This window comes from Rhizobium lentis (assembly GCF_017352135.1).
In the GTDB taxonomy this organism is placed as follows: Bacteria; Pseudomonadota; Alphaproteobacteria; order Rhizobiales; family Rhizobiaceae; genus Rhizobium; species Rhizobium lentis.
In genome coordinates, this window is record NZ_CP071454.1 from 2,101,633 (window position 1) to 2,117,051 (window position 15,419).

At 62.4% G+C, this 15,419-nt stretch carries 17 protein-coding genes; 7 read left to right on the forward strand and 10 right to left on the reverse strand.

Annotation, left to right across the window (positions count from 1 at the left end; genetic code table 11):
* Positions 1-6 precede the first annotated feature (6 nt).
* On the reverse strand, positions 7-954 hold the full coding sequence (locus J0663_RS10060) for an aldo/keto reductase (RefSeq protein ID WP_207244234.1): 948 nt from the start codon (positions 952-954) through the stop codon (positions 7-9).
* A 188-nt stretch (positions 955-1,142) separates the two neighbouring features.
* Between J0663_RS10060 and J0663_RS10065 the strand changes: the two genes are divergently transcribed.
* Positions 1,143-2,129 carry a Gfo/Idh/MocA family protein gene (locus J0663_RS10065; RefSeq protein WP_207244235.1) on the forward strand — a complete coding sequence of 329 codons (987 nt, stop codon included), beginning with the start codon at positions 1,143-1,145 and terminating at the stop codon, positions 2,127-2,129.
* A 102-nt stretch (positions 2,130-2,231) separates the two neighbouring features.
* On the opposite strand, the gene J0663_RS10070 is transcribed toward J0663_RS10065, so the two are convergent.
* Both J0663_RS10070 and J0663_RS10075 read right to left on the reverse strand, forming a co-directional pair.
* Positions 2,232-2,609, reverse strand: coding sequence for a GtrA family protein (locus J0663_RS10070; RefSeq protein WP_207244236.1), 378 nt, complete (start codon positions 2,607-2,609; stop codon positions 2,232-2,234).
* A complete protein-coding gene (locus J0663_RS10075) occupies positions 2,606-3,613 on the reverse strand; it encodes a glycosyltransferase (protein ID WP_207244237.1) in 1,008 nt (335 codons plus the stop codon). The genes J0663_RS10070 and J0663_RS10075 overlap by 4 nt, the downstream gene beginning before the upstream one ends.
* Before the next feature lie 159 nt (positions 3,614-3,772).
* Between J0663_RS10075 and J0663_RS10080 the strand changes: the two genes are divergently transcribed.
* Positions 3,773-5,620 carry a hypothetical protein gene (locus J0663_RS10080; protein ID WP_207244238.1) on the forward strand — a complete coding sequence of 616 codons (1,848 nt, stop codon included), beginning with the start codon at positions 3,773-3,775 and terminating at the stop codon, positions 5,618-5,620.
* Between the two features lie 27 nt (positions 5,621-5,647).
* Here the strand turns inward: J0663_RS10080 and J0663_RS10085 are convergent, their stop codons facing one another.
* The gene (locus J0663_RS10085) at positions 5,648-5,890 is read right to left on the reverse strand and encodes a hypothetical protein (RefSeq protein WP_207244239.1); all 243 of its coding nucleotides are present in this window, start codon (positions 5,888-5,890) and stop codon (positions 5,648-5,650) included.
* A gap of 338 nt (positions 5,891-6,228) precedes the next feature.
* Here J0663_RS10085 and xseA point away from each other — a divergent pair, with 338 nt between their 5' ends.
* Together xseA and J0663_RS10095 are read left to right on the forward strand one after the other, a co-directional pair.
* Positions 6,229-7,809, forward strand: a complete 1,581-nt coding sequence (xseA, locus tag J0663_RS10090; RefSeq protein WP_207244240.1) for an exodeoxyribonuclease VII large subunit — start codon at positions 6,229-6,231, stop codon at positions 7,807-7,809.
* A 2-nt stretch (positions 7,810-7,811) separates the two neighbouring features.
* Positions 7,812-8,402, forward strand: coding sequence for an NAD(P)H-dependent oxidoreductase (locus J0663_RS10095; protein ID WP_207244241.1), 591 nt, complete (start codon positions 7,812-7,814; stop codon positions 8,400-8,402).
* On the opposite strand, the gene J0663_RS10100 is transcribed toward J0663_RS10095, so the two are convergent.
* A complete protein-coding gene (locus J0663_RS10100; protein WP_207244242.1) occupies positions 8,403-8,900 on the reverse strand; it encodes a MarR family winged helix-turn-helix transcriptional regulator in 498 nt (165 codons plus the stop codon).
* Positions 8,901-8,982: 82 nt separating this feature from the next.
* Between J0663_RS10100 and J0663_RS10105 the strand changes: the two genes are divergently transcribed.
* Positions 8,983-9,906, forward strand: a complete 924-nt coding sequence (locus J0663_RS10105) for an EamA family transporter (protein WP_207244243.1) — start codon at positions 8,983-8,985, stop codon at positions 9,904-9,906.
* Here J0663_RS10105 and J0663_RS10110 read toward each other — a convergent pair.
* Positions 9,854-11,107 (reverse strand): aminopeptidase, encoded by a 1,254-nt coding sequence (locus J0663_RS10110; RefSeq protein WP_207244244.1) that lies wholly within the window; start codon positions 11,105-11,107, stop codon positions 9,854-9,856. The two genes, J0663_RS10105 and J0663_RS10110, sit on opposite strands and share 53 nt — an antisense overlap.
* Before the next feature lie 231 nt (positions 11,108-11,338).
* Positions 11,339-12,022 (reverse strand): glutathione S-transferase family protein, encoded by a 684-nt coding sequence (locus J0663_RS10115; RefSeq protein WP_207244245.1) that lies wholly within the window; start codon positions 12,020-12,022, stop codon positions 11,339-11,341.
* Between the two features lie 100 nt (positions 12,023-12,122).
* Here J0663_RS10115 and J0663_RS10120 point away from each other — a divergent pair, with 100 nt between their 5' ends.
* Complete coding sequence (locus tag J0663_RS10120; RefSeq protein ID WP_207244246.1) at positions 12,123-12,566, forward strand: MarR family winged helix-turn-helix transcriptional regulator; 444 nt, start codon at positions 12,123-12,125, stop codon at positions 12,564-12,566.
* Here J0663_RS10120 and ybaK read toward each other — a convergent pair whose 3' ends face one another.
* The 3 genes from ybaK to J0663_RS10135 form a co-directional block, all read right to left on the reverse strand.
* Positions 12,567-13,040 (reverse strand): Cys-tRNA(Pro) deacylase, encoded by a 474-nt coding sequence (ybaK, locus tag J0663_RS10125; protein WP_207244247.1) that lies wholly within the window; start codon positions 13,038-13,040, stop codon positions 12,567-12,569. It abuts the gene before it with no gap.
* 7 nt (positions 13,041-13,047) lie between these two features.
* Positions 13,048-13,398 carry an ArsC family reductase gene (locus tag J0663_RS10130; RefSeq protein ID WP_207244248.1) on the reverse strand — a complete coding sequence of 117 codons (351 nt, stop codon included), beginning with the start codon at positions 13,396-13,398 and terminating at the stop codon, positions 13,048-13,050.
* A gap of 90 nt (positions 13,399-13,488) precedes the next feature.
* A complete protein-coding gene (locus tag J0663_RS10135; protein ID WP_207244249.1) occupies positions 13,489-14,550 on the reverse strand; it encodes a M14 family metallopeptidase in 1,062 nt (353 codons plus the stop codon).
* A gap of 291 nt (positions 14,551-14,841) precedes the next feature.
* Here J0663_RS10135 and J0663_RS10140 point away from each other — a divergent pair, with 291 nt between their 5' ends.
* Entirely contained in the window at positions 14,842-15,405 is a 564-nt protein-coding gene (locus J0663_RS10140) for a methylated-DNA--[protein]-cysteine S-methyltransferase (protein WP_207244250.1), read from the forward strand.
* Positions 15,406-15,419: the final 14 nt, after the last annotated feature.

Below are 15,419 nucleotides of genomic sequence, written 5' to 3' on the forward strand. Positions count from 1 at the left end.
TTCCTTTCAGACGCCAGCTCGGTCGAGCAGCGCCATCGCCTCGTCGGAAAGCGCGAGTGTCGCCGATTTCACCAGGCTTTCAAGCTGCGAAAGGCTGGTAGCACTGGCGATCGGCGCCGTCACGCACCGCTTGCGCAAGAGCCAGGCGAGCGAAATTTCCGCCGGCTTGGCGCCGGTCTCGGCCGAAATGGTGTCGAGCGCCGCCAGGATGCGCAGGCCCTTGTCGTTTAGATATTGCGAAACCCGGCCTTCGCGGGCGCGGCCTTTCGTGTCGGCGTGGCTGCGGTATTTGCCGGTGAGGAAGCCGGCGGCGAGGCTGAAATAGGTGATGACGCCGATATCGTGACTGACGCAGAACTCGGCAAGCGGCCCCTCGAAGCTGGCGCGTGCGTAGAGATTATATTCGGGCTGCAGCACATCGTAACGCGGCAGGCCGGCTTTTTCGGCAGCGTCGAACGAGGCCCGGAGCAGATCGGCGTCATAGTTGGAGCAGCCGATGGCGCGGATCTTGCCCTGCTGCTTCAGCTTGGCGAAGGCACCAAGCGTTTCCTCGTGCGGCGTATCGGCATCCGGCCAATGTGAGAGGTAGAGGTCGATATAATCAGTCTGCAGCCGGCGCAGCGAGGCCTCGACCGCCTTCAGAATATAACTCGCCTTGAGCGTCTTTCCCTCTCCCATATCCGAGCCGACCTTGGTGACGATGACCGCCCTGTTGCGGGAGTTCCTCGACTGTTTCAGCCAGCGCCCGATAATCTCTTCGGAATCGCCACCCTTGTTGCCGGGAGCCCATGCGGAATAGACATCCGCCGTATCGATCGTGTTGAGCCCCGCATCGAAGAAGGCGTCGAGAATGGCAAAGGATGTTTTCTCGTCGGCCGTCCAGCCGAAGACATTGCCGCCGATGACGATCGGCGCGACCGAAAGACCTGTTTTTCCGAGCCGGCGCATTTCCATGACGCTCTCCAAAAGGCTGAGGGACAAGGCTGCTGTTGTTGAAACTGGGGATACGGCAGAACGCCGTCCAGCTAAGCTAGCGCGATCGGCGCGCCAGGGAAGGCAAACTTCCGTGATTTCGGATCGTGCCATTGCGCCGCAGCGAAGGCCTGAATATGGTTTGCCGGAATTATTCGGGAGGCTTGGACATGCTGCGTTTCGGTATCCTTTCAACGGCCAAGATCGGCCGCGACAATGTCGTTCCCGCCATCCAGGACGCGGAAAATTGCGTCGTCACGGCGATTGCCAGCCGGGAACTGACGCGCGCCAGGGAGATGGCCGATCGCTTCTCCGTGCCGCATGCCTTCGGCTCCTATGAGGAGATGCTCGCTTCAGACGTCATCGACGCCGTCTACATCCCGCTGCTGACGTCGCAGCATATCGAATGGTCGATCAAAGCAGCCGATGCCGGCAAGCACGTACTCTGCGAAAAGCCTTTGGCGCTGAAGGCCGGCGATATCGACGCGGTGATCGCTGCACGCGACCGCAACGGCGTGGTTGTGACCGAAGCCTATATGATCACCTATTCCCCGGTCTGGCAGAAGGTGCGTTCCCTGATCGGCGAGGGTGCGATCGGTTCGCTCCGGCATGTGCAGGGCGCTTTCACCTATTTCAACCGTGATCCCGGCAACATGCGCAACGTTCCCGAACTCGGCGGCGGCGGCCTTCCCGATATCGGCGTCTATCCCGTCATGAGCACGCGGTTTTCCACCGGCAAGGAGCCGCTCTGGATCCAGGCGATCACCGAGCGCGACCCGGATTTCGGCACGGATATCTATTCCAGCGTCAAGGCCGATTTCGGCGATTTCGAGCTGAGCTTCTACATCTCGACGCAGATGGCCAACCGCCAGGTCATGGTCTTCCATGGCACCGAAGGTTACATCGAGGTCAAGTCGCCCTTCAACGCCAATCGCTGGGGACCGGAAGAGATCGAACTCGCCGATCGCAGCCACAATGAATCGCGCATCTTCCGCTTTCAGGACAGCCGCCAGTACAAGCGCGAAGCCGAGGCCTTCGCCCGGGCGGTAACGAACGGCAGGGAAGAGATCGTCACGCTCGAAAACTCGAAGCTGAACCAGAAGGTGATCGATGCGATCTATCGCGCCAGCGAGAAGGACGGCTGGGAAGCGGTCTAGCGCATAACCCCAAAAATCGGAATCGATTTTCGGAAAGGATTATGCGCCAGTTCAAAGTGTTAGAGCGTCCTTAGCGCATCCTTTGGACGCGCGGCGCTCTAATTATTCCGGGCGGAAGACGAAACGCGAGTAGCCGAAGAAGCTGAAGACCATCGCAGCGATGCTGGCAAGCACCAACGCCGCAAGCGGCTGAAGTGCGGGCAGCGAAAGCAGAAGGGCGGAATAAAGCCCGTAATTGACGAGCGCCGCCGTGACGCCGACCGAGCCGTAGCGGAAGCCCTCGGCGGTGAGCGAACGGCCGGAGCGATCGAAGGTGAAGTTGCGGTTGAAAGCCCAGGTCGCCGCCATTGCGAGGGCAATCGCGATTATCCGCGCCAGAAAGGGCCCGAGCGGCGTCAACGCCAGCAGTGCCGACAGCGCGCCTGCGTCGACGATAAAGCCAATGCCGCCGGCGATCGCGAAACGGATGAGCTTCTTCATGCCGCATCAGCCTTGCCGCGGCTCGGGCGCGACGCAGGTGCAGCCTCGCTATCCGGCAGTTTGGCGGCACTCGGCGTCTCCAGGCTCATATAGTGGATGCGCAGCTGCTCGGCGCGCGCGCGGGCCACCGAATCCAGGATGACGCCGGCGGTAAAAAGCATGAAGGAGATCATCATCAGCGCCATCGACAGCACCCAGGTCGGCATGCGGCTGACGAGGCCCGTATCGAAATACTCCACCAGCACCGGCGTCATGAAACCGAGGCTCACCAGCATGAAGGCGGCGCTGATCGCGCTGAAGAAGGCGAAAGGCCGGGTTTCCTTCATCAGCATCGCGAACATCCAGAGGATCTTGCCGCCGTCGCGGAACGTCGAAAGCTTGGAGTGCGAGCCTTCCGGGCGGCGGCCATAGTCGAGTTCCAGTTCGCTGACCGGAAGCTTCAGCCGGGAGGCATGCACCGACATCTCGGTTTCGATCTCGAAACCGCCCGATACCGCCGGGAAGCTCTTGACGAAGCGGCGCGAGAAAGCGCGGTAGCCGGAAAAAATATCGGTGAAGTCGGGGCCGAAGATCGTCCGGTAGAGCAGGTTGAAAAGCCGGTTGCCAAGCGCATGGCCCTGGCGGCCGGCATCGGCATGCACGCCGCGCCGTGTGCCGACAACCATGTCGGCGCGTTCGGTCAAAAGCGTGCGCACCAACTCCTCGGCATCGCCAGGCGCATAAGTTCCGTCGCCATCGGCGATGATATAGATGTCGGCCTCGACGTCGGCGAACATGCGGCGCACGACGTGACCCTTGCCTTGCCGCCGCTCGCGCACGACATGGGCGCCGGCAAGCATCGCCTGCAGCGCGGTGCCGTCGGTGGAATTATTATCGTAGACGTAGATCGCGGCATCCGGCAGTGCTGCCCGGAAGCCCCGCACCACAGCGCCGATCGTCGCGGCTTCATTATAACAGGGAAGCAGGACGGCAATATCCGGGTGATGGGGACGCGTTCGGGCCATGACTCTACTCGCTACACTGAAAGCCGCCACCCAGCCTAATCATGCAGCGTTAATAAGACCCTATGACCGCGGCAAATCGGGCTGCGTACAGACGGCTTTACACTTTCTTGATCGGCGCCCGGTAAGCTTCGGCCATCTGGAAACGAAACGCTAACCACGATGAATGCCGTGCAGCCCATCGCCAACGCATCGTCCGTGACCGCCGCCCGCAGGAGCCGGCTCGCGGGCCTGCTGACGCGTCTCTGGCCGGCAGTCATTGCCTATAGTCTCATTCTCGCCGCCGTCATCCTCGTTACCAAGCTGTCCGGCGCCACCGATTATGTCGGCACCGACAATGACGACGGCATGCGTCTCGTCGAAGTTCGCGATTTTCTTGCCGGCCAGGGCTGGTTCGATCTGATGCAATATCGTCTCGGCCTTGCCGGCGGCACGCTGATGCACTGGTCGAGGTTGATCGATCTGCCAATCGCCTCACTGATCCGGTTTTTCGGCCTGTTCGCGCCGCGCGAGACCGCCGAGGCGCTGGCGCTCGCCGTCTGGCCCATTTCGCTCATCTTTCCTGCCATGCTGGCCATGGCGGTCGCCGGCCGTCGCATCGGCGGGGTTGCCGGCATGCACATCGCTCTCGGTCTGACCGCTCCGGCGATTTACACCGGAAACCGCTTCGCTCCGGGTGCGATCGACCATCACAACGTGCAGCTGGTGCTGGTCGCAACGATGGTGGCGATGCTCATGGATCCGGCGCGGCGCGGTTGGAGCTACGCGGTCGCAGGCATTGCGGCGGCCGTCGCCATCGCCATCGGCGCCGAGACAACGCCTTTCGTCGCCGCTGTCTGCGTCACGGTCGCCCTGCTCTGGGCATGGGAAGGCGAGAATTTCGCCGTCGCCGCCCGGGCCTTCGGGCTGTCGCTGACGATTGCGATCAACATCCTGTTCTTCGCAACGGTGCCGCCCCGGCTCTATTCGATGGTCACCTGCGACAATCTCTCGCTCGGCTACTACAGTCTGGCGGCGATCGGCAGCGGCCTCCTGCTGTGTTCGGCGGTTTTTGCGAGCGGCCTGCGTCGGCCCTGGCGCTTTGCCGCGCTCGCCTTTGTCGGCGTCGGCGTCTTCGGTTCGGCGATGGTCATCGCGCCGCAATGCCTGAGCGATCCGTTGGGGGGCCTTGATCCGATGCTGGTCGAACTCTGGCTGCGACACATATCGGAAGCGCAGTCGGTTTTGGCGCTGGCGCGCACCGATCCCTTCCCGATCGGCGGCTTCTATGCGGCAGGCCTCCTCGGCATCGCCGTCTGCATCTTTCGCATCGTCCAGCGCGACCGCGTGCAGATCCACCTGGTGCTGCTCTTCCTGCTCGCCACGAGCTGGGTGATCGCGCTGGTCCAGGTGCGCGGCGCTGCGTTCTCAAACCTCATCTCCATCCTGCCGCTCGCCCTGTTGATCATCGATGTCAGGCGCATCTCCAATAGCGACAGCGAGAATGTCGCCGCCGCTTTTGTCTATGTCATGATTGTACTTGCAAGCGTTCCCGCCGTCTGGGCCGTCGGCGGCGGGCTTGTCTCGCTGCAGATGGAAAACGCGACGCAGAAGAAGGCGGCGGAGCCGACCAAGACGCTTTCCTGCACATCGAAAGAGGCGCTGGCACCGCTTGCCGAACTTCCGGCCGGACTTGTCTCCGCCCCCTCGGAAATGGGGGTGCCGATCCTGCGCTTTACGCAGAACCGTGTTCTCTCCGCCCCCTATCACCGCGATCAGGGCGGTATGCTGACGGAAATGCATATTGGCCTGGCAAAGCCGCAGGAGGCGGAAGCCTTTCTCAAGGGGGCTGGTGTGACGGCCCTTGCCTTCTGCCCGAAGGACTTGCAGACGCGAGAACTCGCGAAGCTGAAGCCGGACGGGCTCTATGCCGAGCTCGGCAAGGGAAAAATCCCGCCCTATCTGGAGCCGCTTGCGAAGGGATCGGATATCGGCGCCCAGTTCTTTCGTTACCGGCCGACGGCGAATTGACGCCGCCAGCCTTTGCCTGGGCTGATATCAGTGCGATGTGCGGACCGCACGCAGGCGGGCGCTGGCAAAAAGCCCGAGCACGAAGAGGATAAGGCCGCCATTATAGCCAAGAACGGCATAAACAAGCGCCAGAAGCGAGACCGGCCCGGGCGAGGTTATCGCCGCTACCGCGAAGGTTATTCCTATCAGCGCGGCCACCAACGCGATCACGCCGGCCGAGCGCATGAGCCCGGCGCTGATGCCTAATGCTGCAGCTGTGAGAATAATCATTTCAGCACCTTCCCAGAGAGAACGAGGGGAAGCATAGGAAGCGCCAACTAACAAAGATTTACCGGTGATATTTGCGGAAAATCCTTTGTATTGCGGTGGTTAGCAATCCCTTTCGTAGGAAACGCACTGTTTATCTAAGCGTTCCGTACTAAGGCACATTTTCCCGTTTTTCTTGTCATTCTGTCGCCTGCAACGATCGCCTGCGTACGACGCGAAGAGGTCGACGCTTGGAATGACTGAGACAGGTTCTGCCGCGTCAAGATTTCGGCAGCTGGGAAAACAGGTTCCGGCGGCGCCACGACCTTCCCGTTTTCCGCCAATGGAAATAGAAGGAAAGGATGAGCAACCTCTTCGACAGCGATTCGCCGACAAACCTTGCCGAATATTCGGTTTCGGAGCTTTCCGGTTCGATCAAGCGTACCGTCGAAACCGCATTCGACCAGGTTCGCGTGCGCGGTGAGATCTCCGGCTATCGCGGGCCGCACTCCTCGGGCCATGCCTATTTCGCGCTGAAGGACGATCGCGCCCGCATCGACGCCGTTATCTGGAAGGGCACTTTCTCGCGGCTGAAGTTCCGCCCCGAGGAGGGCATGGAGGTGATCGCCACCGGCAAGGTCACCACCTTTCCCGGCTCCTCGAAATATCAGATCGTCATCGAAACGCTGGAACCGGCAGGCGCCGGCGCGCTGATGGCGCTGATCGAGGAGCGCAAGCGCAAGCTCGGCGCCGAGGGCCTGTTCGACGCCGCCCGGAAGAAGCGGCTGCCCTTCATGCCGCATGTGATTGGCGTCGTCACTTCGCCGACAGGCGCCGTGATCCGCGACATCCTGCACCGCATCTCCGATCGCTTTCCCGTGCATGTCATCGTCTGGCCGGTGAAGGTTCAGGGAGACGGGTCCGGCGAGGAGGTGGCAAACGCCATCCGTGGCTTCAATGCGCTGGAGCCGGCCGGCGCCATCCCGCGGCCTGACGTGCTGATCGTGGCGCGCGGCGGCGGCAGCCTGGAAGATCTCTGGAGTTTCAACGACGAGATCGTCGTGCGCGCCGCTGCCGAAAGCCGGATCCCGTTGATCTCGGCCGTCGGTCACGAGACCGACTGGACGCTGATCGATTACGCCGCCGATGTCCGCGCCCCAACGCCGACCGGTGCGGCGGAAATCGCCGTGCCCGTCAAGGCGGAACTCGAGGCCCAGGCCGCCGCGCTTGCCGCGCGCCTGCAGGGCTGCATGAACCGGCAGATGGATCAGCGCCGCCAATCCGTCCGCGGTCTGATGCGGGCATTGCCGTCGCTGGATCAGCTTCTTGCTCTGCCGCGCCGGCGTTTTGATGAAGCGGCGGCCGGTCTTGGCCGCGGGTTGGAGCTCAACACCATCAACAAGCGCCGCGGCTTCGAGCGTATCGCCTCGCATCTGCGCCCGGACGTGCTCTCCAACCGCATCGCTGAACGCCGCCAGCTTCTGAGTGAGCGTATGGCGCGCGCCGAGCGCACCGTCGAGCGCCTGCTCGATCGCTCGAAATCCCGCATCGACCGCGCCGAAGCCATGCTCGCCTCGCTACCGGCGCGGCTGAAGACCCACACCGACCGCAGTCGTGAGCGGATCGGCAACCTATCGCGCCACGCCGATACGGCGATCCGCCATCAGCTGACGCGTGCCCGCGCCGAACTTTCCGCGCAGGACCGCGTGCTGCAGTCGCTCTCTTATAAGAACGTGCTGAAGCGCGGCTACGCCGTCATCCGCGATGAGGACAACAGGCCGGTCTCGCAGGCGTCGGCCCTCTCCGCCGGCATGGGCATCGCCATCGAATTTGCCGACGGCCGCGTCGGCGCTATGACGACCGAAGGCGGCTCGGCGCCTGCCAGCGCCAAGAAGCGCAACGCAAAACCGCCAGAGCCGCCCAAGCAGGGAAGTCTGTTCTAACAATGCGGATTCTGCTGGTACTCGCCCATCCGCTGCCGGAAAGTTTTGCCGCCTCGGTGGCGCGCACGGCTCGCGAGGCACTGGAAGCCTCCGGGCATGTCGTCGATCTCATCGATCTCTACGCTGAGGACTTCGATCCGCGCCTCTCCGAAGCCGAGCGCCGCGGTTACTTCGATATGCCCTACGATACCTCGGCCGTTGCCGACATCGTTGCCCGGCTGAAGGCGGCCGAAGGTCTCGTCCTCGTCTTTCCGCAGTGGTGGTTCAATTTCCCGGCGGTGCTGAAAGGATTCTTCGATCGCATCTTCGCGCCCGGCGTCGCCTTCACCCATGATGCCGCGGGCGGCCGTATCGTTCCCGAGCTCACCAATATCCGGCTGCTCTATGCGCTGACGACGACGGGTTCACCGTGGTGGCTGGTGCATCTCTATATGGGCGATCCCGTCCGCCGACTGCTGAAGCGCGGCATTGCCGCATTCTGTTCGAAGAAGCTCGTCTTCCGCATGCTGAGCCTGCACGACATGGACCGCGCGACGGAAGCCAGGCGCGCGGCGCATCTGGAGCGCGTCCGCAAGGCATTGGCCGCTGTCTGACTATTCGAAATCAGACAGGAATTTCTTGAGCAGCCGGTCGAACGCTGCCTTGTCTTCGGCCGTCAGATTGCGCGTCAGCCGCTGCTGATTGGCGACATGGGCGCCGACCGCCTCTTCGACGGTCGCAAGCCCCTTATCCGTCAGCGTGATCAGCACGCTGCGCCTGTCCTGCGGATTGATGATGCGCTCGACGAAGCCGGCTTTCTCCAACTGGTCAATCCGGTTCGTCATCGTGCCGGAGCTCACCATCGTCATCTCCAGGAGCTCGCCCGGCGAAAGCCGATATGGGGCGCCTGAACGACGAAGTGTGGCCAGCACGTCGAAGGCCGGGGTGGACAGCCCGTGCTTCGATAGCACGGCTTCGACTTCGCGGCCGAGATGGGTGCCGAGGCGCTTCAGGCGCCCGAGGATCCCCATCGGCTCGACGTCGAGATCCGGCCGCTCGCGCCGCCATTGTGCCAGGATCCTGTCGACGTGATCTTGCTTATCTTCAACCATGTCCCATCGATAGCAGTGGATATCTTGACGTCAAGATAAAATACGTTTATGTTGGATTTATCTTGATATAGAGATTCTTGAGATGAAGACAAATTCGCGCTATTTCGCTGATGTGATGGCGACCGCTCTCGCTCCCGCTATCTGGGGCAGCACCTATTTCGTCACGACGTCCTTCCTGCCGCAGGGTTATCCGCTGTCCGTCGCCATGCTGCGTGCTCTGCCGGCGGGTCTGCTTATCCTGCTCATTGTCCGGAAGTTGCCGACCGGGGTCTGGTGGGGCCGCGCCTTCATTCTCGGCGCGCTAAACTTCTCGTTCTTCTGGGCGATGCTTTTCGTTTCGGCCTATCGCCTTCCGGGTGGCGTCGCGGCGACCGTCGGCGCTGTGCAGCCGCTGATCGTCATCGCCTTGTCGCGCCTCTTCCTCGGCAAGCCGGTCCGCTTCCTCGCCGTTGTCGCCGGCCTGATCGGCATGGGAGGCGTCGCGCTGCTGGTGCTGACGCCGACTGCGGCGCTTGACCCCATCGGCGTCGTCGCCGGTCTCGCGGGTGCCGTCTCGATGGCCTTCGGCACGGTGCTGACCCGTCACTGGCAGCCGCCCGTTTCCAGCCTTACTTTCACATCATGGCAATTGACCGCGGGCGGCATCCTGCTCGTGCCCGTCGCCTTACTGCTGGAACCGGCGCTGCCGGTGCCGACGCCCGCCAATATTCTCGGCATCGCCTGGCTTGGCCTCATCGGCGCGGCCTTTACCTATCTGCTGTGGTTTCGCGGCCTGTCGCGCATCGAGCCCTCGGCCGCGGCATCGCTCGGCTTCCTGAGCCCCGTCGTTGCGACCCTTCTCGGCTGGCTGGCGCTCGGCCAGAGCCTGACGCCGGCACAGCTTGCCGGCTTCGTCATGGTCCTTGCCAGCGTCTGGCTCAGTCAGCGCACAATGATGCCGAAGACGGACGGTGTCAGGCCCACTCGCCCTGCCGCATCACCGCAACCCGCGATCCGTCAGGCTTGACGCCGTCGATGTCGACCTTGTCCGAGCCGATCATCCAGTCGATATGGATCAGGCTGGAATTGCCGCCCTGTGCCTTGATCTGCTCCTGGCTCAGTGAAACGCCGTCGAGGAAGCACTTGGAATAGCACTGGCCGAGTGCGATGTGGCACGAGGCGTTTTCATCGAACAGCGTGTTGTAGAACAGGATGCCGCTCGCCGAAATCGGCGAGGAGTGCGGCACCAGCGCCACTTCGCCGAGCCGGCGCGCGCCCTCGTCGGTATCGAGCACCTTGTTCAACACCTCCTCGCCGCGAGAGGCCTTGGCCTCGACGATGCGCCCGCCCTCGAAACGCACCTGGATATTGTCGATCAGCGTGCCCTGGTGCGACAGCGGCTTCGTGCTCGAGACATGGCCTTCGACGCGCAGCGCATGCGGCGTGGTGAAGACTTCCTCGGTGGGGATGTTCGGATTGCAGGTAATGCCGTTCTTGGCGGTGGAAGCGCCGCCGTGCCATTCATGCCCGTCGGCAAGGCCGACCGTCAGATCGGTGCCCGGTCCCTTGAAATGCAGCGAGGCGAAGCGTTCGCCGTTCAGCCAAGCGGAGCGCTTGGCAAGGTTGGCATTGTGTTCGGCCCAGGCAGCGACCGGGTCGTCGAGATCGACGCGCGAGGCGGCAAAGATCGCCTTGGCGAGCTTGGCGATTGCGATTGGTTCCGGATCATCGGGAAAAACCACCTTGGCCCAGGACGGGTTGGGATAGGAGACGATGTTCCAGTTGATGTCGAAATTCGAGATCTTTTCCAAGGCCGGCTTATAGGCGGTGGAGGTGGCGCGATTGGCGCGGCCGACCTTGCCGGCATCCTGCTCGGATAGCAGCATCGGATTGTCGCCGGCGACCGCGAGGCGGGCCGCCCCGTTGGCATAGGCCTTGGCCATGCCCTCGTAGAGCCAGTCGGAGGCGCGGTCGAAGCTTTCGTCGCTGCCGTACTGGTAGCGCGCCAGCGTCGTTTCCTCGTCGGAGTAAAAAGCGCTCACCAGCCCGGCGCCCGCCTGATAGGCGTGTTTGGTGATGAGGCGAACGAGCGGCAGCGCCACAACAGGCGCAGTGATCACCAGATCCTGGCCCTTCCGCAGCTGCAGCCCGACCTTGACGGCGACTTCCGCGAGCTTCTCCAGCTTGACGGGATCAACGGTGTTCTGGCTCTGGGGCATGAAAGTCATGGTTCAACCTGCCTTCTGTCATCGACGCTAGAGCAATTCCAGGAAAAGTGCGAAGCGGTTTTCCGTCCGGAATTGCGCAAATTCAAAAGATTAGAGCGGTTCTGCGCTTCCGTGAAAAGCTGAACCGCTCTAAGAGGCCCGAAGACTTAGACCCGTTTGCGGCGAAAATGAAGGGCAGGGCTCACGATTTGAAAGCGGCCGGAGGCGATTCCGGCCGCTTTCAGCGCAGACTCAAGCGGCCACGGACTGCTTGAGCAGGACCGAATTATGCTTCTCCAGAAACTGCATCAGCCGCTGCGGATAATCCTCGCCGACGGCATCCTGCACACTCCCGCGCTCGGACAAGGCTTTCCGCCAGCGCGTCACCCGCTCCAGCCCGTCGAAGATGCCGCTGTTTCCCAGCCTGTCGAAAACATCGAAATACCGAAAGACCGGCGCGAAGACGGCGTCGACGAGGCTGAAATTTTTGCCGGAAAAATATGGGCCGTCGGCGAGCGCCCTTTCAAGCGTCGCGAATTTGGCGACGAGCGCCTCGCGCTTGGCGTCCAGTTGTTCCTTATCACTGGCCGTTTCATAGCCCCAGAGATCGGAAAGCACGGACGAGCCGAATTCCATCCATCCGCGATGGCGGGCACGCGTCAGCGGGTCGGCGGGATGCAGCCCAGCACCCGGCTGCGTTTCCTCCAGATATTCGCAGATGACGCTGCTTTCGAATAATGCCTCTTCGCGGCCATCGTCCTCCTGAATCCGGAGCAGCGGCACCTTGCCGAGCGGCGAAATTTTTAAGAACCAGTCCGGCTTGTCGGCGAGATCGATATTGATGCGCTCGAACGACACGCCTTTTTCATGAAGCGCGATCGCGGCGCGCTGCACGTAGGGGCAGAGGTGATGGCTGATGAGGGTAAGCTTGCGCATGAACAATTCTCCTGGCGGTTTGCAAAGGACGGCAGTGAGATCTATGCAAATGCATCTAATACCGCTTGCAGCGGAATTCAAGATAGATGTAATTGCATTTATGTCTGAGACTAGGTCGAAACCAAGCGAATCCGCCGTTTCAGCCTGGACGTGTATCATACGCGCCCGGGAGCGCTTGCTCGGCGCGATCGAAGCCGAATTGAAAGCGGCCGGCATGCCGCCGCTTGCCTGGTATGACGTGCTCTGGGAATTGGTCCGCTCACAAGACGGCAGGCTGCGGCCCTACGAGATCGAGGAGCGGACAGTGCTGGCGCAGTACAATCTTTCCCGGCTGATCGATCGGCTGGAAAGGGAGGGCCTTGTCCGGCGCGAAGTCTTCGCCGACGATGGCCGCGGCCGCTGGGTCGCAATTACCGATGCCGGCCGAACACTTCGCGCACGGATGTGGGCTGTCTATGCCGCAGCGATCGAGTCCCATGTCGGCAGCAAGCTTACTGAAGGCGAGGCGAAAAACATAACGGCGCTGCTCGCTCGTTTCCTCTGATCAGGCGATCAATGACGCGCCGACCGCTTTCAGCGCCTTCAGTGCATCCTTCGGATCGAGCCGCAGCTGCAGCCCGCGTTGACCGCCATTGATATAGACCAGCGGTTCGCCAAGGGTGGCCTCCTCGATCGCCGTCGGAACGACCTTCTTTTGGCCGAAGGGACTGATGCCGCCGACGTGATAGCCCGTCAGCCGCTCGGCATCGGCCGGCTTCATCATATTGGCTGATTTGCCTCGGAAGGCGCTGGCGAGTTTCTTCATGCTGACTTCACGATCCGACGGCACCACGACGCAGACCGGCTTACCATCCACCTCCGCCATCAGCGTCTTCAGCACCCGATGCGGCGCTTCGCCCAAGGCTTCGGCCGCCTGCAGCCCGACGCGCTCGGCATTCGGGTCGTAATCATAAGCGTGCACTGAAAAGGCGATGCCGGCCTGAGAAAGAACCTGTGTTGCGCGTGTGGTCTTGGACATCTGCCTGTCAGTCGCCGAATGTGCCGGCATAAATCTCCGGCTTGAAGCCGATCAAAAGCTTGCCTTCCGCCTCCAGCACCGGCCGCTTGATCATCGACGGCTGTTCGAGCATCAGCGCAATCGCCTTCTCCCTGCTCAGGCCCTCGCGCTCGGCCTCGGGCAGTTTGCGAAATGTGGTGCCGGCGCGGTTGAGCACCGTGTCGAGGCCGGCGCGGTCGATCCAGGCTTCGAGATGGGCGCGGTCGATACCAAGTGCCTTGTAATCGTGAAACTCATAGGCGACGTCGTGTTCTTCCAGCCAGCTGCGGGCTTTCTTCATCGTGTCGCAATTCTTGATGCCATAGATGGTGACGTCCATGCCCGATCAGTCTCCCTGTGATGGCAGCGGGATAGCATGCGCGAGCGCCGGCGCAAACGCTGCGCGGCATTTATCCCAAGCCGCGCCTGCTCAATTCTCCAGCGTGCCAGCCTTGCGTGCGGCCTTGCTGGGCTTGGCGCAGACGATCTTCATCAGATCGCCGCGCCGGCGCACCAGCCGATCGGAGGTTCGGGTCAGGATCAGCCCATCCTGCGGCGCCTGCAAATCGATGCTGCCATCAGGCTGACCCGGCCGGGTAACGATCGTCGCCAGGAGCGCGCCCGCCGCAACCCTGTCGCCGATCGTGTGATGGAAGAGCACGGCGCCGCCTTCGGGAGCGCGGATGATCTCGACATTGTCGAGCGGCACGGCGGGACCGGCAAACTCAGCCGGTGCAATCTTTTCGTCGCGAACGATGCCGCGGAGGGCAAGGAAACGCCAGAGCCCGTCCGTATCCCGCTTCGCCAGCATCGGATCGACGTCGCGCTGGCCGCGCAGCTCGACGGTGACCGAAAGTCTGCCCGGCAGCCGGGACTGTCGTTCGCCGGGAATTTCATATTTCCATGCAAATCCGACGGCCTCCTCGAAGGCCGAGCTTTCGCCATCCGAAAGCAGCACCGCCTGCATGTCGAGCGCGGCGGCGAGATCGGCCGCCTCCGGCCAGAAAGCCTCATCGAGATAGGCATATTGCAGGGATTCGTCGTCGCAATGCAGATCGAGGACAAGATCGGCGCCGAGCGCCATATGCAAGAGCTGTCGCTTCAGACTGTCGGTAGCCGGATAATCATCGAGGTCTTCGATCAGCGCCGCCCGATCGACAATGGAGACCAGCGGAAAATCCCGGTTGAAGTTGGTGCGGGAGCCGAGGTCGAAACGACCCTGCAATTCGCCGAAATGCGATTGCGCGGCCCCGATCGGGTTGGCCTGCGGCACGATGGTGATGTCGCCTGCGATCGCGCCTTCGCTTTCCGCCTGCCGCAGCCGCTCTGCGAGGAAATGCAGAAGCGCCGTTCCCGGCAACTCGTCGGCATGAAGCCCAGCCTGGACATAGATCTTCGGCGCCTTCGGATCGCGGCCCGCAAACCGCAGCACCGGCAGCCGCCACGCCGTTCCCGGCGTATCGCCTGGGATGATGATCTCCGAAACGTCCATCCTGCCTTGCTCCGCGTTTGCCATCCTGACGGCCCCTTCAGCTTTATGCGCGGAAATCTGGCGAGCGCAAGCCTCACGGACCGCATTCCGGCCTCAACCGTGCAACGGCCATCGTCTGATTCGTCGCGCTTCCAAGGCATCATCGCCTGCCTCTCTGTTGACCAGTCGCCAGGATATTGGGCGAAGGAGAAAGGGCAAGAACAAAAAAAGAACGATGATGCGCAAGAAACGGGTTGAAACAGGGGCTGCCTCGTATGATTCTCTGGGACATCGAAACACGGAGGCGATGTCATGGTCGAGACAAGGCACCACTATCTCATCTTCGAAACCGCCGGCGGTTTCTGCGGTATTGCCTGGAGCCACGCCGGCATTGTCCGTTTCCAGCTGCCGACGAAAACTGCGGAGGCTACCGAGCGGCTGCTTCTGCGCCGTTTGCGCGATGCCGAGCCGGGCGCGCCGACGCCTCAGGTGCTCGAGACCGTCGCGGCGGTGAAACGCTACTTCCAGGGTGAGGAAACGGACTTTTCCGACGTCGAACTCGATCTCGCCGGCCAGGATGCCTTCTTCCGGGGTATTTACGCCGCAGCAAGGCGCGTCGGCTGGGGCCGCACGACAACCTATGGCGCGCTGGCAAAGGAACTCGGCGCCGGGCCGGAAGCGGCCCGCGACGTTGGCCAGGCGATGGCGAAGAACCCGATCGCCCTGATCATCCCCTGCCACCGGGTGCTCGCCGCAGGCGGCAAGATCGGTGGCTTTTCGGCGCCCGGCGGGTCGTCATCGAAAGCCCGCATGCTGGAACTCGAGGGCGTCAACCTCGGCCCGCCACCGCCGGCCCAGCAGTCGCTGGGCTTTTGAGCGGGGACGGTCTC